Origin of the sequence: Roseibium hamelinense (genome assembly GCF_007830545.1) — a bacterium.
In the GTDB taxonomy this organism is placed as follows: domain Bacteria; phylum Pseudomonadota; class Alphaproteobacteria; order Rhizobiales; family Stappiaceae; genus Roseibium; species Roseibium hamelinense.
Map to the genome: position 1 here is coordinate 42,865 of NZ_VLLF01000002.1, position 23,294 is coordinate 66,158.

22 protein-coding genes and 1 tRNA gene are annotated in these 23,294 nt (G+C 56.1%); 19 read left to right on the top strand and 4 right to left on the bottom strand.

All coding sequences use genetic code 11. The features are described from left to right. The first annotated feature begins 102 nt into the window (after nucleotides 1–102). From JM93_RS05035 to JM93_RS05085, 11 genes are all read left to right on the top strand, one after another. Nucleotides 103–606 (top strand): GatB/YqeY domain-containing protein, encoded by a 504-nt coding sequence (locus JM93_RS05035; RefSeq protein ID WP_145341845.1) that lies wholly within the window; start codon nucleotides 103–105, stop codon nucleotides 604–606. 165 nt (nucleotides 607–771) lie between these two features. Continuing rightward, nucleotides 772–2,706: a DNA primase gene (gene dnaG, locus JM93_RS05040; protein ID WP_145341105.1), complete on the top strand. Its 1,935-nt coding sequence runs from the start codon at nucleotides 772–774 to the stop codon at nucleotides 2,704–2,706. 427 nt (nucleotides 2,707–3,133) lie between these two features. Continuing rightward, nucleotides 3,134–5,152 carry an RNA polymerase sigma factor RpoD gene (gene rpoD, locus JM93_RS05045; protein WP_145341106.1) on the top strand — a complete coding sequence of 673 codons (2,019 nt, stop codon included), beginning with the start codon at nucleotides 3,134–3,136 and terminating at the stop codon, nucleotides 5,150–5,152. A gap of 131 nt (nucleotides 5,153–5,283) precedes the next feature. After that, the gene (locus tag JM93_RS05050) at nucleotides 5,284–6,573 is read left to right on the top strand and encodes a DUF930 domain-containing protein (protein ID WP_145341107.1); all 1,290 of its coding nucleotides are present in this window, start codon (nucleotides 5,284–5,286) and stop codon (nucleotides 6,571–6,573) included. 103 nt (nucleotides 6,574–6,676) lie between these two features. After that, the gene (locus JM93_RS05055) at nucleotides 6,677–7,066 is read left to right on the top strand and encodes a DoxX family protein (protein ID WP_145341108.1); all 390 of its coding nucleotides are present in this window, start codon (nucleotides 6,677–6,679) and stop codon (nucleotides 7,064–7,066) included. A 101-nt stretch (nucleotides 7,067–7,167) separates the two neighbouring features. After that, nucleotides 7,168–8,682, top strand: a complete 1,515-nt coding sequence (locus tag JM93_RS05060; protein WP_145341109.1) for an MFS transporter — start codon at nucleotides 7,168–7,170, stop codon at nucleotides 8,680–8,682. Between the two features lie 89 nt (nucleotides 8,683–8,771). Continuing rightward, complete coding sequence (locus JM93_RS05065; protein ID WP_145341110.1) at nucleotides 8,772–9,581, top strand: outer membrane protein; 810 nt, start codon at nucleotides 8,772–8,774, stop codon at nucleotides 9,579–9,581. A 116-nt stretch (nucleotides 9,582–9,697) separates the two neighbouring features. Continuing rightward, on the top strand, nucleotides 9,698–10,132 hold the full coding sequence (locus tag JM93_RS05070; RefSeq protein ID WP_145341111.1) for a ketosteroid isomerase-related protein: 435 nt from the start codon (nucleotides 9,698–9,700) through the stop codon (nucleotides 10,130–10,132). A gap of 106 nt (nucleotides 10,133–10,238) precedes the next feature. After that, nucleotides 10,239–10,568 carry an ArsR/SmtB family transcription factor gene (locus tag JM93_RS05075; protein WP_145341112.1) on the top strand — a complete coding sequence of 110 codons (330 nt, stop codon included), beginning with the start codon at nucleotides 10,239–10,241 and terminating at the stop codon, nucleotides 10,566–10,568. Further along, a complete protein-coding gene (locus JM93_RS05080; protein WP_145341113.1) occupies nucleotides 10,568–11,644 on the top strand; it encodes a permease in 1,077 nt (358 codons plus the stop codon). The genes JM93_RS05075 and JM93_RS05080 overlap by 1 nt, the downstream gene beginning before the upstream one ends. Nucleotides 11,645–11,672: 28 nt before the next feature. Further along, nucleotides 11,673–12,518: a transglutaminase-like domain-containing protein gene (locus tag JM93_RS05085; protein ID WP_145341114.1), complete on the top strand. Its 846-nt coding sequence runs from the start codon at nucleotides 11,673–11,675 to the stop codon at nucleotides 12,516–12,518. Nucleotides 12,519–12,527: 9 nt separating this feature from the next. Here JM93_RS05085 and JM93_RS05090 read toward each other — a convergent pair whose 3' ends face one another. Next, a complete protein-coding gene (locus tag JM93_RS05090) occupies nucleotides 12,528–13,211 on the bottom strand; it encodes a dimethylsulfonioproprionate lyase family protein (protein ID WP_145341115.1) in 684 nt (227 codons plus the stop codon). Nucleotides 13,212–13,443: 232 nt separating this feature from the next. Between JM93_RS05090 and JM93_RS05095 the strand changes: the two genes are divergently transcribed. The 4 genes from JM93_RS05095 (at nucleotide 13,444) to JM93_RS05110 (ending at nucleotide 17,111) form a co-directional block, all read left to right on the top strand. Further along, nucleotides 13,444–14,541 carry an NAD(P)/FAD-dependent oxidoreductase gene (locus JM93_RS05095; protein ID WP_145341116.1) on the top strand — a complete coding sequence of 366 codons (1,098 nt, stop codon included), beginning with the start codon at nucleotides 13,444–13,446 and terminating at the stop codon, nucleotides 14,539–14,541. Nucleotides 14,542–14,650: 109 nt separating this feature from the next. Continuing rightward, complete coding sequence (locus JM93_RS05100; protein WP_145341117.1) at nucleotides 14,651–15,238, top strand: GNAT family N-acetyltransferase; 588 nt, start codon at nucleotides 14,651–14,653, stop codon at nucleotides 15,236–15,238. A gap of 188 nt (nucleotides 15,239–15,426) precedes the next feature. Then, nucleotides 15,427–16,215, top strand: coding sequence for a substrate-binding periplasmic protein (locus JM93_RS05105; RefSeq protein ID WP_170230536.1), 789 nt, complete (start codon nucleotides 15,427–15,429; stop codon nucleotides 16,213–16,215). 89 nt (nucleotides 16,216–16,304) lie between these two features. Continuing rightward, complete coding sequence (locus tag JM93_RS05110) at nucleotides 16,305–17,111, top strand: substrate-binding periplasmic protein (protein ID WP_170230538.1); 807 nt, start codon at nucleotides 16,305–16,307, stop codon at nucleotides 17,109–17,111. 20 nt (nucleotides 17,112–17,131) lie between these two features. Here the strand turns inward: JM93_RS05110 and JM93_RS05115 are convergent, their stop codons facing one another. After that, the gene (locus JM93_RS05115; RefSeq protein WP_145341120.1) at nucleotides 17,132–17,893 is read right to left on the bottom strand and encodes an SIMPL domain-containing protein; all 762 of its coding nucleotides are present in this window, start codon (nucleotides 17,891–17,893) and stop codon (nucleotides 17,132–17,134) included. Nucleotides 17,894–17,986: 93 nt separating this feature from the next. Beyond that, entirely contained in the window at nucleotides 17,987–19,144 is a 1,158-nt protein-coding gene (locus JM93_RS05120; RefSeq protein WP_145341121.1) for an AI-2E family transporter, read from the bottom strand. Nucleotides 19,145–19,429: 285 nt separating this feature from the next. Here JM93_RS05120 and JM93_RS05125 point away from each other — a divergent pair. The 4 genes from JM93_RS05125 to JM93_RS05135 all read left to right on the top strand — a co-directional run bounded on the left by JM93_RS05125 (nucleotide 19,430) and on the right by JM93_RS05135 (nucleotide 22,500). After that, a tRNA-Ile gene (locus JM93_RS05125) sits at nucleotides 19,430–19,506 on the top strand. A 234-nt stretch (nucleotides 19,507–19,740) separates the two neighbouring features. Further along, nucleotides 19,741–20,865 (top strand): hypothetical protein, encoded by a 1,125-nt coding sequence (locus JM93_RS05130; protein ID WP_145341122.1) that lies wholly within the window; start codon nucleotides 19,741–19,743, stop codon nucleotides 20,863–20,865. A gap of 262 nt (nucleotides 20,866–21,127) precedes the next feature. After that, the gene (locus tag JM93_RS22375; protein ID WP_425280813.1) at nucleotides 21,128–21,481 is read left to right on the top strand and encodes a Rap1a/Tai family immunity protein; all 354 of its coding nucleotides are present in this window, start codon (nucleotides 21,128–21,130) and stop codon (nucleotides 21,479–21,481) included. A 623-nt stretch (nucleotides 21,482–22,104) separates the two neighbouring features. Next, nucleotides 22,105–22,500 carry a VOC family protein gene (locus JM93_RS05135; protein ID WP_145341123.1) on the top strand — a complete coding sequence of 132 codons (396 nt, stop codon included), beginning with the start codon at nucleotides 22,105–22,107 and terminating at the stop codon, nucleotides 22,498–22,500. Nucleotides 22,501–22,571: 71 nt separating this feature from the next. On the opposite strand, the gene JM93_RS05140 is transcribed toward JM93_RS05135, so the two are convergent. Beyond that, nucleotides 22,572–23,258, bottom strand: coding sequence for a TetR/AcrR family transcriptional regulator (locus JM93_RS05140; RefSeq protein ID WP_244300763.1), 687 nt, complete (start codon nucleotides 23,256–23,258; stop codon nucleotides 22,572–22,574). Between the last annotated feature and the right edge of the window lie 36 nt (nucleotides 23,259–23,294).

A 23,294-nucleotide genomic window follows, 5' to 3' on the forward strand; every position in this document is an offset into this window, starting at 1 on the left:
ATAACTATCAACGACTTGCCCGTTTGCATTCCGGTTCTGAAGCCGGGATCATGGCCTTTAGGGCGATTGGCCAAACGGTGCCTTGTGCGGCAGGGGTGAATGATGCGCGAAAAAATCCAATCGGCTCTCAAAGCCGCCCAAGCCGAAGGTGCAAAACGCCGGGCGGCTACACTTCGGCTGGTCCAAACAGCAATCAAGGACCGGGATGCCGCGGCACGTGAAAACGGCCGCGACGGGGTGAGTGGTGAAGAAGTGCTCGACATTTTGCAAAAGATGGTCCGGCAGCGTGATTTGTCCGCCAGCGAGTTTGAGCAGGACGGCCAGCTCGATCTGGCTGAGCAGGAGCGTGTTGAGCGCGACATCATCCGCGAATTCCTCCCCGCTCAGCTTGATGACAGCGAGATGCGCAAGATTTGCGAGGAAACCCTGAAGGACATCGATGCCAGCGGCTTGCGTGACATTGGGCGGTGCATGAACGAGCTGAAAAGCCGGTATCCTGGGAAAATGGACTTCGTACAGGCGTCCTGTCTGGTCAAAGACCTGCTGAGAACGAACCCATCGCCGCCTGACACGGACACACCACCATCCACCTCGGGTGACCAGTAGCCCGCCGTCAATCGACTAAGCTGTTTGACGGGTTTTCCACCGTTTGTGCGTTGACATCCGGCAGGCTGTTCCTGGCGGATCATAATCGGTATTCTGACTGGCGAGTTGGAGTTCGGTGATGTAAACCGCGCCTCCCGAAACCTTTAGGGGCACAGGCCTTATCTCATGCGCTTTGACAACCGTCTTCTAGACGAAATCCGGGCACGTTTGACCTTGTCCGACATAGTCGGGCGGCGGGTGACGTGGGACCGTCGCAAGACGCAGCCTGGCAAAGGCGATTATTGGGCCTGTTGCCCGTTTCATCAGGAAAAAAGCCCAAGTTTTCATGTCGATGACCGGCGCAACCGCTACAAGTGTTTTGGATGCGGCGCGTCCGGCGATCATTTCCGTTTCCTGACGGAGACAGAGGGGCTGTCTTTTCCGGAGGCGGTGGAGCGGCTGGCAGAGCAGGCTGGCGTGGCTCTTCCTGCGCCCGATCCCCAAGCGGCGCGCCGGGAGAAGAAGCGTGCGAGCCTTGCCGATGTGTGTGAATTGGCGGCCCGTTTTTTTCAGCAGGAGTTTTCCGCGCCGCGCGGAGAAGCGGCTCGAAACTATGCTCTCAAGCGGGGCTTTACGCCTCAAACCCTCTCCGAGTTTCGTTTCGGCTACGCGCCTGATGGCCGTGACGCGCTGAAACGGTACCTGACCTTGAAAGAGGTTCCGGAGGAGATGATGATTGAGGCCGGTCTGGTGATCCAGCCGGAAGGTGGCCGGCCAAGCTATGATCGTTTCCGTGGCCGGCTGATGATCCCTATTCAGGACGATCGAGGGAGAGTTGTGGCTTTCGGGGGGCGGACCTTGGATCCGGACGGGCAGCCAAAATACCTTAACTCGCCTGAGACGCCGTTGTTTCACAAGGGCATTATGCTGTTTAACGCCCACCGCGCCCGCGAACCCGCCTTCAAGGCTGGACAAGCGGTTGTTGTGGAAGGGTATCTTGATGCGATCGCGCTATGGCAGGCGGGCATCACGCATGTGGTTGCCAGCCTGGGAACGGCTTTTACCGAAGATCAAATCCTTCGGCTTTGGAAATTTGCACCTGAACCTGTGATTTGTTTCGACGGCGATGCCGCGGGCGTGTCAGCGGCACACCGGGCGATCGACCGGATTTTTCCGGTGCTCAGAAGCGGATTTTCGTTCCAGTTCAGTTTTTTGCCCGACGGAATGGATCCGGATGATCTGGTCAAGCAAAAAGGGCTGGCAGGTTTCGAAGAGGAAGTGTCAAGAGCGCAGCCGCTGTTCGACGTGGTCTGGGACCGGGAGATTTCAGTTGCGCGCTTGGATACGCCAGAGCGCAAGGCTGCCCTTGAAAAACGCTTTGACGATCTTGTCGGCACGATCAAGGATGAGAGGGTTCGCCGCCGTTATCAATTGGACCTGCGGTTCAAGCTGTCCAACCTGTTTTTCGAGCGCTCCAGACAGAGCGGAAAGGGTTGGAAAGACAAAAAGGACCCGCTGGAAAGCGGTGGTCCGCTCCGCCAGGCGTTGCCGGATACCCCTCTTTTTGGGACGGAGCGGCTGTTTTGCGGCTTGTGCCTGAAATATCCAGACCTTCTGGACCGGCATATTGAGCGGATTTCGGCTCTGCCGATTTCCGACGACAAGCACCGCCGGTTCCGGGATGCGCTGTGCCAGCTGGCGGATGGTTCGTCGAACACGCCGGTTGCTGAAATGGAGCACTTGTTTGATGACTCCTTGCATCAGCTGATCCGGGAGGTGTCGGTCGAAGCCCGGGATGCAGAACGTTCCGGCGGGTTTTCGGCGCTGGTTCAGCGGTTCCCCGTGTTGAAGAGCAACCCGCCAGAAGATTTCGTCGAAGCGGTGTTTTTGCATTTCGTCGATGTGATCGAGCTGCGTGGCCTTGAAGCTGAGCTTGAGGCTGAAATGGCATATGCGGATGATGAGTTGGATGAAGCACGCTGGAACCGGATGCGGGCCTTGACACAGGACCTTAGCCGGCGCCGCGAGGAATGCGCCCGTCAGGAAGGCGAACTTGCCGAACGCGCCAAGAAGATAAAGGCCGCTCCCTTGCAGCCAGGCCTGGATCTGGCGGCCGGATGATGCGCAGCACAGTCAATTTTCACTGCGAAATTGGCGATCACTGAGAAAAAGCGCCAAATCAGATTGACGAAATGCGAATCACACTTGCGAATCGTGCGCGTCGAGCTAAATAGAACAGTCGCAGCAGAGAAAGTCCTGGAAAGGCCACGGGCCTCGGACAAACATCAAGATGCGCTGCAAAATCCGAAGATCGTGTGCGGTGGGTTTTCCTGCCGTTTCCATCTGTCGTGTTCAAGGCTGGAAGAAATCGGATCGGCCAGCTGGAACTACAGTTAATAGGGACTTAAGGACACGGCTTTACAAACGAATCATTCGAGCGTGCTGATCGAGATTGCGCTGCATTCCCAGCGGGCGATTAGCACATGGCCTTGAGGCGGAATTCGGGCGCGGCGCAGCTTTTCCGAAAGCTGCGGTTCTGGAGCAAAATATGGTAGCCAAAGCGACGCAAGCGGACGACACACAAGAAGCACCGGGCGAAGGCCCAGACGGGCCGCTTCTGGATCTGTCAGACGCAGCTGTCAAAAAAATGATCAAGGCCGCGAAAAAGCGCGGCTACGTGACATATGACGAGCTCAATGAGGTGCTTCCCTCCGAGCAGGTGTCCTCCGAAAAAATCGAAGACACCATGTCCATGTTATCCGATATGGGCATAAACGTGATTGACTCTGACGAAGTCGAGGATTCTTCTGAAGAGGTCGTTGGCGGTGGCGACCTGGTGGCAGCGTCCAACGGAGCCGTCGCCAAAACAACAACCACCAAAGAGCCTGCCGACCGGACAGATGACCCGGTGCGCATGTATTTGCGGGAAATGGGCTCGGTAGAACTGCTGTCCCGCGAAGGCGAGATCGCGATTGCCAAGCGGATCGAGGCCGGCCGAGAGGCGATGATTGCCGGGCTTTGTGAAAGCCCGCTGACGTTCCAGGCCATCATCATCTGGCGCGACGAGCTGAATGAAGGCAATATTCTGCTTCGCGACATCATCGATCTTGAAGCAACCTATGCCGGACCGGATGCAAAAGCCGGACCTCAGAGTGCCAATGACGATGACCCGGATGCCGAGCCCGAGGCCAAAGCCGAACCGCAGGCCGCACCTGCGGCGCAAAACGGCATGGGCGACGAGAATGAAACCGAAGGCGAGGGAGATGGAGACGCCGAGGACGATGACGAGTTCGAGGCCAACGTTTCCCTGTCCGCCATGGAAGCCGAGCTGAAGCCGCAGGTCCTCGAAACGTTTGATGGCATCGCTGACAACTACAAAAAACTGCGCCGTTTGCAGGACCAGCTCGTCGAGAACAAGCTGGCCAACAAGACGCTGTCTCCGAGCCAAGAGCGCCGCTACAAAAAGCTCAAGGAAGACATTGTCGTCGACGTGAAGAGCCTGTCGCTCAACCAGCACCGGATTGATGCGCTGGTTGCCCAGCTCTATGACATCAACAAGCGGCTGATGGGCTATGAAGGCCGTCTGTTGCGCCTGGCCGACAGCTACAATGTCGACCGGGCTGACTTCCTGAGACAGTATCAGGGCGCGGAACTTGATCCGAACTGGCTGCGCAAGGTTGCAAACCTGTCGACCCGCGGCTGGAAGAACTTCATAGCCAAGGAAAAGGAAAACGTCCGCGAGTTGCGTCAGGAGATCCAGACGCTCGCGACTGAAACCGGTCTTGAGATCACTGAGTTCCGCCGCATCGTAGCCATGGTGCAAAAGGGTGAGCGCGAAGCACGCATAGCCAAAAAGGAAATGGTCGAGGCCAACCTGCGTCTGGTGATTTCGATTGCGAAGAAATACACCAACCGTGGCCTGCAATTCCTGGATCTCATCCAGGAAGGCAACATCGGCTTGATGAAGGCAGTGGACAAGTTCGAATACCGCCGTGGTTACAAGTTCTCGACCTACGCCACTTGGTGGATCCGGCAGGCGATCACCCGTTCGATCGCCGACCAGGCCCGCACGATCCGTATTCCGGTGCACATGATCGAGACGATCAACAAGATCGTCCGCACTTCGCGCCAGATGCTGCACGAGATCGGCCGCGAACCGACACCGGAAGAGTTGGCCGAAAAGCTTCAGATGCCACTGGAAAAGGTCCGCAAGGTTCTGAAGATCGCCAAGGAGCCGATCTCACTCGAAACCCCGATCGGGGATGAGGAGGATTCGCACCTGGGCGACTTCATCGAGGACAAGAACGCCGTTCTGCCGATCGATGCGGCGATCCAGTCGAACCTGCGTGAGACCACGACCCGCGTTCTGGCCTCGCTTACCCCGCGCGAGGAACGTGTCCTTCGAATGCGCTTCGGCATCGGCATGAACACCGATCACACGCTTGAAGAAGTCGGTCAGCAGTTCTCGGTGACGCGCGAACGTATCCGCCAGATCGAGGCGAAGGCTCTGCGTAAGCTCAAGCACCCGAGCCGTTCGCGTAAACTGCGGTCGTTCCTCGACAGCTGAGGACCATCTGTCCGGTGCCACCGGATTGTGATGCGGACTTTGAAAAACCCGGCGCGACATCGCCGGGTTTTTTGTTATGAAGGGATTTCCTGGGCGGCGGGATTTGGTTTCGGTACGAAGAGGCGGTTTGCTTGGCACTATTGGACGTTCCTGATCCGAGGCCCGCGCACGAACAAAACGGCTCGTCCTGGTTGTTCGGCGCCGGGCTTGCGGTCTCTGTTCTGCTCCATGCCATCGTGGCGCTGGCGATTGCCGTTGATGTGGAAGCTTATCGGCCAGAGCCGTCGCAAGAGCCGGTCAGTGTCGAGCTGGTGCCGCCCGAAGCCTTGCAAGACGTCCCCGAGCCGCCGGAAGACATTCCTCAGCCCGAGCCTGAGGTGGAAGAGGAGAGCGCGCCCGAGCCGGTACCTGAGCCCGAACCAGAACCAGAACCAGAACCGGCCCCCCAGTCGGAAGCGCCTGAAGAAGAACCGGCGGAACAGTTGGCTGGAATTCCTGTGCTTCAGGAAGTCGATGAATACGGTGATGTTGACAGCTCGCCGGACCTTTCGGCTGAGCAGGAACTGCAAGAAACGCCACAGGAAGAGAGCGCTGAAGATGCGGTGGAGCAGCCGGCAGACGCGCCAGTTTCCGACGAGACCGTCGAGGCCCCCGTTGAAACGGCCCAAGACCCCGCCGTGGAGGATGCGCTTGAACCGGTTCTCGAAGAAGGCGGGGAAGACCTTGTGAAGGAAGACGGTGATGTTGTCGCGGACGCGCCGGAGACACCCGCCACCGAAACGGCAGAGGAATTCGCAGAACAGCCGCTTGACGATCCTGCGGATGTGCCAGCTGAAGATGCCGAGGCGCCTGTGAGCGATGTCATCGCCGACGAAAATGCCAGCCCGGAACCGGACCCGGAGCTTGCTGATGAAGGGGCCGTTGTCGTGGAGGATTTCGGCACTGTAGGTCCGATAGTGACCAGCGCAGCGCCATCGCCCAAACCGCCCGCGCCCGTGCGGCGCCGCGCGGCGAATTCCGCTGCCAGTTCGGCTGCGTCCAATCCTGCGCCGATCGGCAATCTGACGACAGCGCGAACGCTGTTTTCAGCAGAATTGTCGAATGACGCAAGGGCCCGCCGGCAAATGGCCGGGATACCAAGAGACCAGCGCGCCAACATGCTCTGCATGACGGAGTTGCAGGGTCAGCTGCGCAATGAACTGCCGCCGATGCCACCGGAATACCTGCCGACCTTCCGTCTCGGCGCAGGAACGGTTATCCAGCCAAATCAGGCAGCCTTCCGAAGCCGGGGGCTCTGGTACAATGTCGCCTTCCGATGCGAACTGGACGACCGCATCACGCGGGTTATCCGGTTCCAGTACAAGGTCGGCGGTGTCGTCCCGCGCGATCAGTGGCGGGCCCGGGGGTTCCCGACTTTTTAATCGCACCGCACGGTTTTCCGGGGAAACGCGCCGGTCTTAACGCCCCTGTTACATTTGACGATCTATCGAGCTTGCAAAGACCAAAGACCTTTGGGGCGCAGCAATGAGATTTCTGAAAAGTTTTTCGCCGTTTTTTCTGAGCACCTTGCGGATTGCATCAGGGTTGATGTTTCTATTTCACGGAACTTCCAAGTTTTTCGGACTGCCGCAAACCAGTCAGACCGGAACGGAGCTGATGAGCGTGAGCGGTGCTGTCGGCGCTGTAGAACTTGTGGCCGGCGGGCTTTTGACGGCCGGGCTTTTGACAAGGCCAGCCGCTCTGATTGCAGCACTAACCATGGCCGTGGTCTATGTGATGTTCCGTCTGCCCGGCAGCGTCTACCCTATGCTGAATGGCGGCGAGCTGACCTTAATGTTTGTTTTTGTGTTTTTGTATTTGTCGGCCGAAGGCCCGGGGCCTTTGAGCATTGACCGCATGATGGGCCGCGGCTGAAACCATACTTCTGCCTGCGATTTCTACCATCATGGCCCTGTCATGATTCAGACGCTAGCGTGTTGGACCGACGATGTGTTCCGGCCAGGGGGATAGTGCTGATGAGTGCAGTGGATGCTGGCGGTGCAAGTGCGCAAAAAGGTGTCTTGCCTCAGGTCTATATCGACGAGACACCCGAATGGCCCGATGGAACAAGTACGTCCTCCGCTCCTTTGACACCCGTCCAATGGCGCATCTGGTGGCTGGCCTGCGCAGGAAAGTTCTTCGAGGGCATGGTGGTGTTCATGACCGGCATCGCACTGCCGCTCATGGCCAAAGAGTTCTCACTGTCGTCGCTTGGCCATGGCTTGGTCAGTTCAGCCGTGCTTTTCGGCATTCTGATTGGGGCAACGGCGCTGGGTGGCCTTTCCGATTCTTATGGCCGCCGCCGGATGTTCATCATCGAGATGATATTGTTTTTGGTGTTTCTTGTTGCGCTGACCATTTCTCACAGTTTCCCCGTCGTTCTTTTGGCATTGTTCGGGCTCGGGCTCGCATTGGGATGTGACTATCCCACCGCACATCTGGTTATTTCCGAAAGCACACCGTCACGTGAGCGCGGCAAGCTGGTGCTGGGGGCTTTCAGTTTTCAGGCTGTCGGCGCCTTGCTGGGCACAGGACTGGCCTATTTGATTTTGTCCTGGTTCCCGAGTCTGGAAGCATGGCGGTGGATGTATGCCGCAGCCATCCTGCCTGCCTTCGCCGTACTCTTGGGGCGCTTTTTCATCCCCGAAAGCCCGACATGGCTTCTCGAAAAGGGGCGCAAGAGCGATGCCGAGCACGCCTTGTCATGGTTGTTGCGGCGCGAACCGCAATATCCCAAACGTATCGTTCTGGCGGACATACCTTCGTCTTCAGACAAGCCCGGGGCCGCCGGACAGCCGGATGAGGGGGCTGAAAGCGGCGAAGAGGCAGGCTTCAAGGAACTGATCCGGGACAAGCAAGCCAGGCGGGCGCTGATCCTGGCCTCGGTGCCGTGGTTCCTACAGGATCTTGGGACCTACGGTATCGGCATCTTCACACCGGTCATTCTGGCAACGGCGCTGGGGCACGAAAAGGTGCACGCCACCTCAACGGCGGATCTGCTGCACAACGATCTGCTGGCCGCAAAAGGTGCAGCGATGATTGATGTGCTGCTGATCGTTGGCATCATCTTTGCGATTTTGCTGACGGACAGGGTTGGGCGCATCAAGCTGCAAGTTGCCGGTTTTGTCGGCTGCGCAGCGGGGCTGTTCATCGCTTCCATGGGCAACCATGTATCCGAGAGCCTGCATGTGCCGCTGATTTTTGCCGGCTTCATGCTGTTCAATTTCATGACAAACATGGGTCCCAACGCTCAAACCTATCTGATCGCCGGCGAAGTTTTTCCGACCCGTTATCGCGGTGTGGGCGCAGGGCTTGCCGCTTCCATTGCGAAGGTCGGTGCGGTGACAACGGCCTTTCTGTTCCCGGTTTTGCTGGTTCTCATTGGCACAGACGCGCTGCTTTATGGACTGATGGCAACCTCGCTGATAGGCGCTGTTGTGACGTGGCGCTTCCAAATTGAGACGACCGGGAAATCGCTCGCAGAACTCTGATTATTCAGCTGTCATGATACTTCTCGCAATTGCTCAATGCCGCGGTTCTGCCTAAGCACTTTGTACTGCGTCGTTGTTCGGGGGGGCATATGCGATTAAATGTGTATGTGGCGAGTGCCATGCTGGTTTCGTCACTGGTACCAGCTGCTGCGGCTGATCTTGTCTATGACCCGCCAGCTGTGGCCGATCCCGTGGCTCCTGGGCAGCAAGCTCGGAGCTGGGAATTCGTCTTTGCGCCCTACCTTCTTGCGCCAACCATCCAAGGTGATGCCCAGATCGGCCGGTTGCCGTCTACCAGCTTGGATGTGTCGCCCGGTACAATTTTTGAAAATCTGCAATTTGGCGCGATGGCGCATTTCGAGGTTCTGTACAACAGACGCTGGGGCGCAACACTTGATATAGCCTACATGGATCTCGGGTCTGCAACGACACTGCCGAGAGCCGGTGGGACCGTGAAAAGCGGCGTCAAGCAATTGGTCACCGAGGCGTTCTTCGGCTACCGGTTTTGGCAGGAAAACCGAAATTGGGCAGAAGCTTATGCCGGTGCGCGATGGTGGCACAATGATCTGGACATAACGGCGGCCGTTCCGGCGGCCGGATTTTCACGAACGATAACCGAAGACTGGGTCGACCCGGTGATTGGTGTGCGTGGCCAGTATTTTTTCTCGCCTGCGTGGTCAGTCTATGGCAGCGGGAACATCGGGGGTTTTGGCCTTGTGTCAGATTTTACCTGGGCAGCGCAGGGCGGCCTCGGCTATCACTTCAATGAACGCTACGCGCTTCATCTTCAATACAAGGCGACCGGCGTAGATTACGACAATGGCAAAAGCGGTGTCGGTTCGTTTTCTTATGACACGGTGACACACGGTCCGATGCTTGGTTTCGCGGTCCGGTTCTGAAAGCCTTTCTACAACGCGGGCTTGCATTTTGTTACGCGTGCTAGGAAACTCAGCACGAGCATATGCCGCTCTCAGGCGGCCGGTCCGACGAAACACCAGTCAGGTAACACAACTCCATGCCCCACACACAAAGCCGTGCTTTGATCGATACCTATTTTGCCGCGTTCAATGCCGGAGACACCACCAAGATGGGAACCTTGGTGACGGAAGATTTGATCCATGATGTCAATCAGGGGGAGAGGCGTGTCGGCAAGGATCAGTTCTGGGCGTTCAACGTGCATATGAGCCGCTGCTACAAAGAACGTATCTCCGATATGATGTTGCTGATCTCCGAAGACGGAACGCGGGCGGCCGCAGAATTTATGGTGCACGGAACCTATCTTGAGTCAGACGATGGGCTGCCGGAGGCCAACGGGCAAACCTACAAATTGCCCGCGGGATCATTCTTTGAAATCCGGGACGGGAAGATCGCCCGCATCACGACCTACTACAATCTGAAGGATTGGATTGCACAGGTGAGCGCGCCGCAAACCGAGGCGGCGGCCGGCTAAAACAACGGTCTTCGTTTCTTTTTTGGCAAGCCTTCCATTGAGGGCTTGCCATTTGCTCGAAATAATATAACTATATTTCTAGTTATATCGTTATTTGGGGCTGTGAATGATTATCGAAGAAGCCGCGCAAGGGTTTGCCGCGCTGGGCTCTGAAGCCCGGCTTGAAGTTGTGCTGACCTTGGTCAAGGCTGGTCCCGAGGGCATGACGGTCGGCGATATTCAAGCAAAGACCGGTATGGCGGCTTCGACGCTTGCCCATCACCTGAAATTCTTGGCGTCCGCGGGCCTTGTGACCCAGGAAAAATCCGGCCGCAGCGTGATCAACACGGCGGCCTATCAGCATTTAGAGGCGTTAGCAGGGTACCTTCTGAAGGAATGCTGCGCGGATTCAAATGTCCTTTCTTCCGCGAATTTGCGAAAAGGGGAGCTTGTGTGATGGCCGTAAGCGAGCAAACAAACAGCTCTTGCTGCGCGCAACCGGCAACGAAGCCTTCAAACCGGCTGTCGCAGCTCTCGGCCGTGGGCCGCAGACTAAAAACACCCTGGACGGTCGTCCTTGTCATTCCTGCGAGTGTCGCGCTTTTCGATCCGGCACAAGTGGTGCCCGTGGTTCAGTTCGCGCTTAAAGCCTTCGGTGGAACGCTTCCCTACATCGCTTTTGCCGTGTTGCTGATTGCCTGGCTCAAGGCAGCAGGCGCAGAGGCATCAATCGGCCGCGCGTTTCAGGGTCGCGAAACCCAGGCAATCTTTCTCGCCGCGATGTTCGGCGGGCTTGCGCCATTTTGTTCGTGTGAGGTCATCCCGTTTATTGCCGGGTTGCTCGCGGTTGGCGCCCCGCTTCCCGCCATCATGGCATTCTGGCTGTCTTCGCCGCTGATCGATCCGCCGACATTGCTGATCACGGCTGCCTCGCTCGGTTGGCCGTTTGCGATCGGCAAGGCAATCTTCGCCGTCGGGCTTGGTCTTTTTGGCGGTTTCGCCGTCAAGCTGCTGATGTCTGGCGGTACATTCAAGAACCCCGTCAAAACGATAACAGTAACCGGTTGTGGTTGCGGCCCGTCTCCGTTCACGGGCAAGCCGCGCTGGCGGTTTTGGGAAGAGAACACACGCCGGCAAACCTTCGGCAGGCAATTGACGGCGAATGCGCTGTTTCTGGCAAAGTGGCTTGCGCTGGCCTACATGCTTGAGGCCTTGCTGGTCACCTATGTTCCGGCCGACCTTATTGCCCGTGTTGTTGGCGGCGAGGGAGTGCTTCCGATTGTCATCGCCGCCCTGGTTGGCATGCCGGCCTATCTCAACAGTTATGTCGCTCCGCCGTTGCTCGCGGGATTGACTGAGCAGGGCATGAGCGCGGGCGCGGCCATGTCGTTCATGATTGCAGGTGCTGTTAGCTCAATTCCCGCGATGGCAGCTGTTTGGTCCTTGGTCAAACCGGGCGTTTTTGCCACCTACCTGGCGCTGGGTGTCAGCGGCGCGGTAATGTCCGGGATCCTGTTCCAGCTGGTCATCTAGAAACAGCGGCTCCTTGGGGAGAACAACCATGATTTTAGAAGTAGGAATCGACCTGACCATGAACCGCGGCCAGAAACTGCTGGTTCCGGTGGGGATCCCGACACCGCATCAGACACCTGTTTCGTTTTCGGTTGATGGCGGTGACATCAGGTTGACAGGGGAAGTCACCACCGGACAGGTCGCCGCCCTGATCACGCCGTCCGACTATGACCGGTTGACGTTGAAATACGCGTTTGCAGACGGCGGTTCGGGCTACCCGGACATCATGTTTGCTCCGCGCAAGAACCGGTTCACGAAGGCGGCGGACGCTTTGGTGAGTGGCGTCCGGGAAATTGCCGATGGCGCTCCGGATGGCCACCGCGCCATCGAACGGATTGTGAATGCTGTTGCCGAGCGCTTTTCGTACGGACATCCAGACATCCGGTTCAATGACGGGCTTGACGAAGTGCCCTATCTGGCCTGCGGGCTCACTGAAGGCTCCTGCGTTGATATCAACACCTACCTGATCGCAAATCTGCGCGCGGCGGGGTTGGAAGCCGGCTATGTTTATGGCTACTTTTTTCCGGAAGAAAAGCAGGGCACCTGCGAAGATGGTCACTGCTGGGTGGTTACCCGCCATGAAGGCGTGGTCTTGGAATGGGATATTGCCCATCATTTGAAGCTGGGCACCCGTGAGATTTGTTGCGGTCTGAACCCCCGGCCGGGCATGCGTGTGGCGACGTCACATTCCATGGGACTCACGTTCCCCGAGCTCGGAATTGTCGAAACCAAGCTATTGGGCGAACCGGCCTGGGTTGGACCAGATGGCGCGCTGGGACAGGCCGCGCTCGATATCAGATGCGTGAGCCCTGGAAAAACGGCTGTGGCGGCCTGACCGCCGCAGTCATTTTGATCTCTTCCGGCTGAACACCATCTTCTGGTTGGCCAAGAGTTCGTTCGGCCCAATCCATGCATAGGCAAGCAGCGCGGGCTCGGTTTTCGACACGGTGATGCGGTGCGTGTGTTCTGGCGGGTTGTAAATCATCGACCCGGGGGCATAGACGCCCTGGTGGTTTTCCGACACAGCGCCGGACAAACACACGTAGCTCTCATATATCCCTGCATGGGCATGCGCGGGGTAGGTGCAATTGGGCGCAAAAAGCACGAGCCCGAGAATGACCTCATCGGTCAGAACCGGTCCGTTGGGGCCGCATAGTTCAGCATAAGCGTAGTTGCGCTCAAGGCCCTTTGGCACCTTCTCGTAACCGTACTGCCAGATAAGCTGATCCTGAACGGATTCTATTGCCCTTATCAAAGTTGCCGTGCGCTCAAGACGGCCTTCATCGAGCGCCCGCTTAAGATGTGCTGTGACCGGTTTGTGGGCCGGCGCATCGAAACGCAGCGGGGCATTAGCTTTTTGAACCCGGCTGATCGCCTCGCGGACAGCCCGCTGATGTGAACGGATCTTGTCGCTGCCGCCCGATGACAAGAACCGGTAGACCTCGTAATACTCCCGCAGCAGGTAGATCCAGTCCGGAAAATCCGATAACCGGCGCGTGGAGACGGAAGCTTCAAAATTGGCGTCCATGGGGCGCAGTTCCTTGTTTGCTGCATCGGGCACAACGACGCTACGGAAAGCTTTTGTATGGCGCGGTGTGCCGGAGGCAAGCAGAAAACGGAAAGGGACCGTGTTCGGTCGCAGTTGCGCTAGGCACATGCCGGATTTTGAACAACCGGAATGAGATCAAGACGTCATATCGCTTGTCAGTCCGCAACCCCGGCGGATACGGTGCCGCGCTGCTGCAACTTGGAAGCCATTCATGAATATCATTGTTGTTGGAGCCGGGATCTCCGGTTTGAGTACCGCCTGGGCGCTCACCAAGCAGGGTGTGTCCGTCACCCTTGTCGAACAAGGTCCGGTTCCCAATCCGCTCGGTGCGTCCGGGGATCAGCACAGGATTATCCGCCGCGCCTATGGCGGACAGGGAGGGTATCAGCGGCGGATCGGTGCAGCGTTTGACGCCTGGGACGCGCTTTGGGACGACCTTGGCGAAAGTCACTATGAAAACACCGGCTTTTTGTTGTTGTCCCAGACCCCGGGTGATGAGGGTGAACAATACCGGGATGGGCTCGCGGACGGTGGGTATCCGTTTGAACAAATGAGCGGCGGGCAAACCCAGGACCGCTACCCTTTCATCGATGGCAACACACTGCGCTTTGGTGCATTCAGTACCGAAGGCGGAGTGCTGTTGTGTCAGAAGATTGCCATAGGCCTGCGCAGCTGGTTGCGGCAAAACGGCGCTGAGGTGCGCGAACACACCAGGGTCCTTGCATTGGACCGGGATATCGGGTCCGTGACGCTGGAAGGTGGTCAGATGCTTCACGCAGATAAGATCATCGTGACTGCGGGAGCTTGGACGCTTGGTCTTCTGCCGGAACTTGCCTCATCGCTTACAACCTACCGCACTGCTGTTGCCTATTTGACCCCACCGGAGGATCTCCGGTCGCATTGGGAGAACGCACCTGTCATTCTGGATGTCGGCGGGCCGGTTGACGGATATGTTTTGCCGCCGGTTGCAGGAACCGGGCTGAAGGTCGGCGCAGGGGTTCATAAGCGCAGGAGTGATCCGAATGTTGACCGGAGCCCTGCACCCGGCGAGGGAGAGGTCATCCGTGACCTTTTTAGTCCACCATTTTGCCGGATAGCGGAATATGGCATCGCTGATGTCGTGACATGCGCCTATACATTCACACGGGATGAGCATTTCTATCTTCAAGACATGGGCAAGGTAACCGCCGTTTCTGCTTGCTCGGGCCATGGCTATAAGTTCGGAGCGGTCGTCGGGCAGAAGCTGGCTGAAGCGGCGTTGAGCGGAGAGATGGAAACTGCGCGGATCTGGCTGGAAGCGCGCGATTGATGGATTGCCCTCTCCGCAACTACGCCGCGGTTGCTCAATCTGACGTTACGGTATAAACGCTGCGGCCTGTTGCCGAGCGCACAAAAACAAAACCGAAAAGGGGGGCGGTATGCCAGTCACCATCAAGACTTTGACGGGGACAGATCTCAGGGCCGCGTTGAAAGATCTCGCACAGCTCAGGATATCGGTTTTCCGGGACTGGCCCTATCTCTACGAGGGCTCGCTCGCCTACGAGCAAAAGTACCTATCGCGCTACGCTGACACGGACGGAGCGGTCATCATCGGCGCCTATGACGGCGACCGGCTGGTGGGGGCAGCGACCGGAGAGCCGATGGAGGCGGAGGTAATCCAATTCCGCCGCCCGTTTGAAGACCGCGGCTACAACATCAAGCAGGTTTTTTATCTGGCTGAATCCGTTCTTGATCCGGCTTACCGGGGTCAGGGCATTGGCCACCGTTTCTTTGATGAGCGCGAGGCCCATGCGCGCCGTCTGGGATATGCCTACGCGAGCTTCTGCGCGGTGGTCCGTCCGGATGACCATCCCGCAAAACCTTCAGATTACTGGCCGCTGGACCCATTTTGGCGAAAACGCGGATATGAGATGCTGGATGACGCAATCGTTCACTTCCCCTGGCAGGATGTCGGCGACGCTGAGGAGACTGAAAAACCGATGCAGGTTTGGTTCAGACTTCTGTAACCGGTTTACGATGTTCTTTAACGAACAACTGGAAAATTGCGTGTCGACAGCAATATATCCGGCAGGCACTGCGTCAGCAGATATTGTCTAGGGAAAGCGTCAAAGTCTTGGATAAGGTCTACAACCGGAATATGCGTTGGCTAGCTGGTTTGAGCAGCAGGGCAATACTCCTGTATTGCACCGCATTTTTGTCTGCCGCCGTGCTCGGTGCGGCACCCGGCTCTGCACAGGAATTTCGCCTGATCACTTCGCCTTGGCCCCCTTCGAACTATCTGGACGAAGAGGGCCGTCCGACAGGTTTGAGTGTTGCTGTCGTTGAGGCGATCAAACACCGGTTGGGCGTCGATACGCCGATCGAAGTGCTGCCTTGGGCGCGCGGCTACGTGATTGCAGAACAAAATCCAAATGTGATGCTGTTCACAGCTGGCAGGACCGACGAAAGAGTGGCCGCGGGCTTTGAGTTCATCGGCCCGATTGTCATGTGGCGCCACGTGCTCTTGTCACGATCCGATGCCACATTCGAGATCAGCGATCTTGAAGATGTCTGGATGCAGGATCTGACCGCCGCTGCGGTCCGTGGATCCTGGCAGGCCAAACTGCTGCAATCGGCAGGCGTAGATGTTGTTGAAACCGATGACCAGGCCATGAGTGCCCGTATGCTGCTGGCCGGGCGTATAGACCTGTGGTTTACGTCCTCCCTGCAGGCCTCAGTTGTTCTACGCGACTTGAACGAGCCTCAAAACGCTGTAGTCGAGCACTTTACAATCCGCAAATCGCCATCCTATCTGATGATTTCCAAGGGTACAGATCCGGCGCTTCTGGCAGAGTGGCGCGGTGCCTTCCAGGCGCTGAAATCGACCGGATTTTACGACGAACTGGTGGAGCTATGGAGCGCCCGCCTGGGTATCCCGCTTGGTCATGACCCGGATCAGGGCACCTTCGCAAAACCACAAAACATCAGCTTTGTAATACCGTGAGCCGGCCGGCTGGAGGCGGTCTCATGATACGCCGGCCCCGGCTCGGAGGGAGACTGTCGGGACGGTGTTTTTTCTTGGAGCTGCGCTTAATGCTGCAGTTGATGGCCTTTTCCGTCCTGCTTGCTGTTGTGCCGGCAGTCCACCCGACCAACGCTTCAGACTTGAAGATCTTAACGACCATAGCGCCGCCAACAAACTATGTAGAACAGGGCCAGCTTGTCGGCACCAGCGTCGATATCGTTCGGGAGCTGGATCGGCGGTTGGGGCGCGCGCACCCAATCGAAGTGTTACCGGCGGCCCGCGCCCTGAAGATTGTAGAGACAACGCGGGATACGGCGTTTTTCACCGCGGGCAAAACAGCTGCCCGGGTGGAGCACGGCTATCATTTTATCGGACCGCTCATCACAAGGGCTCATATGCTTTATGCCCGGTCCGGCTCTGACTTGGCAATTGCAAACCTCCGGCAGATTGCCGATATGGGGCTTACGGTTGCGGGTATTCTGGGCGACTGGCGCACCGCATATCTGGAAGAGCAAGGCATAGTGGTCGAGACCAATCCGGTTCACGAGATGAATGTCAAAAAGCTGCTTCTTGGGCGGAACGATCTGTGGATCTCATCAGACATTGAAGCCTTGCCCAATCTCAGCCTATCCGGCGCAAAACTTTCTGACGTGCAGCCGGTGTTTGTTCTTCGGGAGGCTTCCAGTTACTTGATTATTTCAAAGCAGACCGACCGCGAAACCGTAGCTGCGTGGCAGGATGCGTTTGCGTCTCTTCAGCAAGACGCGGTTTTCTCCGATCAGTTGACACGCAAATGGTCTGAAAAGCTGGGATTTGAAATCGGCTTTTCTAAAGAAAAGGGCGTCTACCCTGTGGGGACGCCCTTACAGAACTGAATTGCTGGAATGGAAGGCTTTTAGGTGTCTTGGTCGATTTCCCAAGTGATGGAAACATTTGCGCTTAGCGTGTTTTCACCAGCTTCAACCGGCACCGGTGCGGCATCTGCCTTCATCATCATTTCCCGGCCAGCAAACAGCGGCCGCGGGATTGAGGCTCCCCCTTCTGAAATCGACAGGATACGGCCCAACTCAACACCGGCTGCCTGTGCATAGAGCTGGGCGCGGGCCTTGGCGTTCGCAACAGCCAGCTTACGGGCCTCATCCAGTTTCTCGTCCGGGTCACTGACCTGGAAGCTGATGCCCCCAATAGAGTTCGCTCCGTTTTCGACGACCGTGTTCAAAATACCGCCCAGCTTGGCAAGGTCGCGTATTTTGATGGTTACACCATTGGCAACCTCGTAGCCGATGATTTTCGGCGCCTGGTTGTTGTCCGAACGGTCATAGCGCGGGAAGATCGAAAAACCGCTGGTTTGGATATCCTTGGCTTCCACGCCGGCCGATTTGATTTCGGCAATGACCTTGGAAATGGCCTCGGTGTTGCCGCTAAGGGCTTCAGGAGCTTCTTCGGCCATCGTGACAACCCGTGTGGTGACCACGGCCATATCGGGAGCTGTCGACACCTCTCCGCGACCGTCGATGGAAATGGTCGCAACCGGTTTGGCTGTTTCGGCTAGGGCGGACACCGGGGTCAGCGCGATGGCCGCGGCGACAGCCAGTGCCGGAGCCAGGGTCCGGACGGAAAAAGCGTTTGGCAAAAATGGACGGTTTGAAAGGCTCATCTGGGCAGGTCCCTATTGTCAAGTTTGGGCGCTGTTCCGCGCCGGTAAGTGTATGATTGCCAAGCCATTACGGCGCGGCCATGACAATGCGGTTCATCCTGTGTTCATCCGCTTGGCAGATGAGGGGCTTGCAGACGGCTGCGCAGGTGGCTCCTCTGGATCGGCCGCCGTTCTGGCCGGTTCCGGTGCAAGAGCTGTTGTTGCCAGCGGAATGTCGCCAATATCTCCGTTGGCCGACAACAGCACCGCGACGGGCCGGGAGGCCGGAAACTTTGAACAGATGATTACGATGACCACGGTCAGCGGTACACACAAGACCATTCCGACGACACCCCATATGGCCCCCCAAAATGCCAGGGACAACATGATCACAAGGCCGGACAGGTTCAGACTCGATCCCATTAGCCTGGGCTCCACCAGGTTTCCGATTGAAAACTGGATCAGGCCGAGACCGACCGCGATGACGAAGAAAGGCACAAGGGTGTCGTAAAACACCAGCGCCAAAAGCGAGGGAAAAATCACGCCGATCAGTGAACCGATGGTTGGAATGTAATTCAGGACAAATGCGATAAATCCAAACAGTGCGGCATAAGGTAGGCCCATCATGATCAGGATCAAGCTGGTCAGGACCCCGGTCGCAATGCTCACCGCGGTCTTGATGCCGAAGTAGTTCATGACCGAGCGGTTGATTTCCGCACGCAGCGCGAAGGCTGCTTTCACCTTTTCGCTGTCGGTGAAAAGCCGTTCCAGCTTGCGGTCGAAAGTGGACTGTTCGAGCAGAAGAAACAGGACATAGATAAAGACCAGCGAGGCCGAACTGGCAATGGTTGTCAAGAACCCGGCCCCGGCAGTGACCATGCGGCTGACAACTGCATCCGGCATCAGGTCTTTCAGCTCGATCGGGTCGTTCAAATGCACCAGAGAGGAGATTTCGCTGAACACCTCCTCGAGCCGCTGCTGATAGGTGGGCGCATCCTGGGCAAGCTGAGTCAGGTTGACCGTCACTATGTCCAGAACGAAGGTGGCGGCGCCGAATATCGTAGCCAGGGCGAGGGGGAAGGAGACCCAGCCCGGCAGCCGCCAGCTGCCAAGCGGAATGAGCTGAAAGCCACGGGACAGCGCATTGATCAGATACCAGACGATCAGCGCGATCACGAACGGCAAGATCAATGACCGGCCGGCCACGAGCAGGTAGCCGATCAAAGTGATAAGGACGACGCTCAAGGTCGCCGTAAGCAAGGGGGAACGCATAAAGGTCTCCGCTTGGCGCTGCCAATCCTTTTCAACTACACGGCAGGGTGCGGTTTGGAAAGGGAGACCGCGCCGCTGCCGGTGTCACAGAGCGGCGCCTGGGTTCGCACATGTTACCGCTCACAAAGCGGACGTTGGTCCGTGTGACGCGGCAGACTGTGCAAGCCGTTTTTCATTTGCCGAGGACAAATGGCAACGGGTTTCCAAAGCCCTTGCCCCGTCCACGCGGGTTGGTGTAAGGGGGTGTTGCGCCGCACTCCGTTTCGACAGAAACTCCCGGCGCAAGGGCCTGTAGCTCAACTGGTTAGAGCCGTCCGCTCATAACGGATTGGTTGGGGGTTCGAGTCCCTCCGGGCCCACCACCCCTATATTTTTCAATGACTTACGGGGCGAGTTGTACAGAGTTGTACACGTACTCAAAAAACTTGTTTCTGAAAGACGCGGATCTTTGGGTTTTTATTCAGTTAATCGCCCTATTGCTCTGAATAATTGAAATGAAATTCTAGCCTGCGTGTTTCATGGTGGGCCTACAAGGGTCAGGGTGTAATTATTCTGGTGAAGTTGTTTGTCTCAAACGGATTTATTATGCGTGTGTTATGAAGATTCAGACAAGTTGGCTCGATGGGCCTTTACTACCAAATATTTCCCTTAATGAGGCCATTGGGTGTGAGCAGATTGCCCTCGTCAGTCAGAACGATGAAAGGCTCAAAAAAATCTTTCGCCATAGGCCAAATTTGGAGATCTTTCTAAACAGTTTTACTGATCAATTTGGGGTTTCAATAAAACCATCTCTCATAATATTCAGGTGCGATAATCTTAGCTCTGCTTTGTCATTCGAAGCTATTGCAGCTTTTCGCAATATACTAGTTTCGTGCGCTGTACCCATAGCCAGAGCGATGCATATACGTGAATCGGGAAGTGGAATTAAATTCGCCGAGACATTTGAATTTTATCCTTGGATGCTTTCCAAAGATGGTAATTCTCTTGTAGGTGAGAGTACAGTATTTATAGGTCATCACAGTGTAGAGCGAATCAAGGGCCAGAATAACCCGATCCAGCCGAATATAACTCGGGGCGCGCATGCATTTGACATTGAGCTACTCAGATTTCTTTTGGAAGCATGGCAAAGTTATTTTTTGCATCACGTCGATAGTCACAAAAACATTGCGTTGTTTCGTTCGCTAAATATGGCGCATCAGGCATCGTTGATGCCCTCAACAGGTTTGTCTTCGGAGATGTATGACTACGGCAGGCTTATCTCGCTGTGGGTGAGTGCTATTGAAATTTTATTACATCCCGGCGGTGACAAGACTGGAAGTCGGTGGACAATTTATAAAGTGCTTAAAGAAGCAGAGTGGCTAGACCAAACACTCGCCGAGGAAGCACATGAAAGCGGGAATAGCGCTGATGCGAAAAATACGAAGGGTAAACTAAATGTTGCAGGTTCTCTCTATGGTGAAATGTATGAAGCCCGCAACAAATTTCTGCATGGCAATCGGATAGACCTCAATGATTTGAAATGTAAGCGGTCAGAAGTATTTCGTTTTGATGTCGCGCCGATATTATATAGTCTCTTACTTAGATATTACTTAGGCGTAATTTATCCAGACGATCTGATTGACGATATTGAAACCGATGTGAGCGGATACCTTAACAAATATGTATTTTATCAAAAGCAACTTTTGCTAGAGCACGCAGTTCGTGGAGCGTTTTGTTTGTAATGCCCATCGATCCCACACACGAGGTCTACTCAATCTTATTTTTTATGACTTTTTCAGAGAGGAAGAACGCCAAGCGGGACTACCATCTACGGCTTAAACGACCGGACCCCTTGATTTACATAAAAATTAGCCCCAAGAAAGTAAGATAGCTTCCTGGCCATCCTAGCTTCAGTTGCGGCTCCAAATACTTGAGCTAAAATCTTCGCAGGTTATTATTTTCAGGCTCAGATAAACATGGTTTGAGGTATTTTCCGTGAAACTGATGTTGCTTCCATTGTTCTTCGCTTTCGGCTTAATAGTTAATACGTCCACTGCAGTATCAGCTTACACCGGAAGCGAATTTTTGACAGATTGCGAGACATTTATTCAAGGACAGAGTGCAATAGTCGATTATGAAACGCTGGCACAGAACGTGTCATGTGGTAGATTTATACAGGGTGTAGTAGATACGCTTCGCTTCACTGAGAGCACCCTTGTGTGTATTCCAGAAAACTACACGCCAGGACAGCTGGCGCGCATTTTTCTGAAATTCGCGCAGGATAACCCGCAACACCTACATTTTACGGCCGGGAGTTTGCTTGTTCATACTTTGCAGCAAGCATACCCCTGTAACTAATCTCTTTCCTTGAAGAAAATAACGCATTTTTGGACAATTCGCTCGGATGGCCCGCGCATATCGAGTCGTTTTCAATCCGGCCGGAGCTGCTGGGAGTGGATCATTCTGCGTAAGATGCTTTTTATCGCCGGGCGTCAGCTTTGTGGCGGGGCAAACGGCTAAGAAGCTTAAAGCCGTATAGCTGACTTTGGAGGGCGCGCGCATGATCTCAATGCGTTCGTAAGAGCGAGGGCGGTTGCGGGAATGAAATAGACATTATGTCATGCCTTCGGAGGTGTTCCCGAATATTGCGCGGAATGATTTGTGCGCGTAGTTGTACAATTGGTCCCGCTAAGTCTATGATACATTATGCGGAAAATGACCGAGTTGTACACGCTAACCTATTGAAATATAAGCATTTTGGTAGCGCCTCCGGGCCCACCATTTACCCTAGGACGTCCGGATTTGTTCCTGCAAGGTTTTGTGGGTGCTTGAAAGGTGCTGGTCTGGCTTGTGTTGATTGGCCGGCAGCGGTGGTTACAGTTTTACCGCTAGGTGGGCGTTTTGGGCATTCCATGGTTTCCAAACGCCTGCAGGATGTTATGTCCAACCTGCATTGACGCAAACAGGAAAAGGAGCCGGGTTTGGCCAAGGCAATCCATTCGATGATCCGCGTGCTGGATGAAGCGCGGTCGCTGGCGTTTTACGACAAGGCATTCGGGCTCAAAGTGAAAGACCGGCTGGATTTTCCGGATTTCACGTTGATCTATCTCAGCAATCCTGAGAGCGACTTTGAACTCGAGATGACGGTCAACAAGGCTCAAACGGAGCCATACGATCTAGGCAACGGTTATGGGCATTTTGCCGTCTCGGTGGCCAACCTGGATGCCGAATATGCAAGATTCGAAGCGGAGGGGCTAAGTCCCCGAAAATTGGTGGAATTTGCCCCGGCCGGCGAGCTGGTGGCCCGGTTTTTCTTTGTTCAAAATCCGGATGGCTACCAGATCGAGGTTTTGGAGCGCAGCGGCCGGTTCGCCTGAGCTGCCTGCGGCCGCCCAAAACGGTGGCGTTCGGCCGTTCTCAAACCGCACCGTCTTGCCAAGGTGGAATGTCACTTGGTCAGACGGGCGGCATGCCGTGCCAGAAAGCGGGCGGTTTCAGCATCCGACGGCGGCTCGCCGGCAAAGGTCTGCGCATATGCGGGCATTCTCGCGATGCGGTCACTCAGAGGCTCTTCGGCTTTCATGGAGATGTAGCCGATTTGGGTCTGATACATCGCGTTTGCTCGGATTTCAGCGTCGTAATTTGAAAAACCGTGCCGCTCGAACATCGCGGTAAAAGCTGCAACCCGCACTCCGTCCGCCGCCTTGAGCGTTTCACCCAAAGGCGCATCTGTATGCGCCCAGTTGCGGATTGCAAATTCCAGCCGCGAGTCGAACAGTTCGGAGTTCAGCCAGCAATCAAAAACGTTCAAAATCGCTTCCGCCGCCGAACCCGCATAGGCTTTCGATTGGCGCACCAGGCTCTGGGTGTTCTTTGCCTGCCACATATCGATCAGATCCTGCAGCAAGTCTTCACGGTCGGAAAAATGGCCATAAAAGCTGGTCCGGGACAGGCTCAGACGGTTGGCAAGCGGCATCACCTTCACCGCGTCAATGCCGTGTTCGAGAAGCTGGTCGTAGGCCGCCTGGAGCCAGAGTTCCCGAGACCCGCGCCACCCGGACGGCTTGATGTCGTCAGCCTGTGTCATGAGCGCCTGAATACCAACCGGAACAAGGCATTTCAAGCGTATCGACATATATGTCGGAAAAAACGACACATATGTCGTTTGTGG

Bases quoted from the DNA above. Each gene is read 5' to 3' on its own strand.
- rpoD (WP_145341106.1), top strand. From the start codon at position 3,134: ATGGTAGCCAAAGCGACGCAAGCGGACGACACACAAGAAGCACCGGGC.
- JM93_RS05115 (WP_145341120.1), bottom strand. From the start codon at position 17,893: ATGAGCCTTTCAAACCGTCCATTTTTGCCAAACGCTTTTTCCGTCCGG.
- JM93_RS05090 (WP_145341115.1), bottom strand. From the start codon at position 13,211: ATGGACGCCAATTTTGAAGCTTCCGTCTCCACGCGCCGGTTATCGGAT.
- JM93_RS05075 (WP_145341112.1), top strand. From the start codon at position 10,239: ATGATTATCGAAGAAGCCGCGCAAGGGTTTGCCGCGCTGGGCTCTGAA.
- JM93_RS05130 (WP_145341122.1), top strand. From the start codon at position 19,741: ATGAAGATTCAGACAAGTTGGCTCGATGGGCCTTTACTACCAAATATT.
- JM93_RS05100 (WP_145341117.1), top strand. From the start codon at position 14,651: ATGCCAGTCACCATCAAGACTTTGACGGGGACAGATCTCAGGGCCGCG.
- JM93_RS05120 (WP_145341121.1), bottom strand. From the start codon at position 19,144: ATGCGTTCCCCCTTGCTTACGGCGACCTTGAGCGTCGTCCTTATCACT.
- dnaG (WP_145341105.1), top strand. From the start codon at position 772: ATGCGCTTTGACAACCGTCTTCTAGACGAAATCCGGGCACGTTTGACC.
- JM93_RS05140 (WP_244300763.1), bottom strand. From the start codon at position 23,258: ATGTCGATACGCTTGAAATGCCTTGTTCCGGTTGGTATTCAGGCGCTC.
- JM93_RS05055 (WP_145341108.1), top strand. From the start codon at position 6,677: ATGAGATTTCTGAAAAGTTTTTCGCCGTTTTTTCTGAGCACCTTGCGG.
- JM93_RS05060 (WP_145341109.1), top strand. From the start codon at position 7,168: ATGAGTGCAGTGGATGCTGGCGGTGCAAGTGCGCAAAAAGGTGTCTTG.
- JM93_RS05070 (WP_145341111.1), top strand. From the start codon at position 9,698: ATGCCCCACACACAAAGCCGTGCTTTGATCGATACCTATTTTGCCGCG.
- JM93_RS05080 (WP_145341113.1), top strand. From the start codon at position 10,568: ATGGCCGTAAGCGAGCAAACAAACAGCTCTTGCTGCGCGCAACCGGCA.
- JM93_RS05085 (WP_145341114.1), top strand. From the start codon at position 11,673: ATGATTTTAGAAGTAGGAATCGACCTGACCATGAACCGCGGCCAGAAA.
- JM93_RS05110 (WP_170230538.1), top strand. From the start codon at position 16,305: ATGCTGCAGTTGATGGCCTTTTCCGTCCTGCTTGCTGTTGTGCCGGCA.
- JM93_RS22375 (WP_425280813.1), top strand. From the start codon at position 21,128: ATGTTGCTTCCATTGTTCTTCGCTTTCGGCTTAATAGTTAATACGTCC.
- JM93_RS05065 (WP_145341110.1), top strand. From the start codon at position 8,772: ATGCGATTAAATGTGTATGTGGCGAGTGCCATGCTGGTTTCGTCACTG.
- JM93_RS05035 (WP_145341845.1), top strand. From the start codon at position 103: ATGCGCGAAAAAATCCAATCGGCTCTCAAAGCCGCCCAAGCCGAAGGT.
- JM93_RS05095 (WP_145341116.1), top strand. From the start codon at position 13,444: ATGAATATCATTGTTGTTGGAGCCGGGATCTCCGGTTTGAGTACCGCC.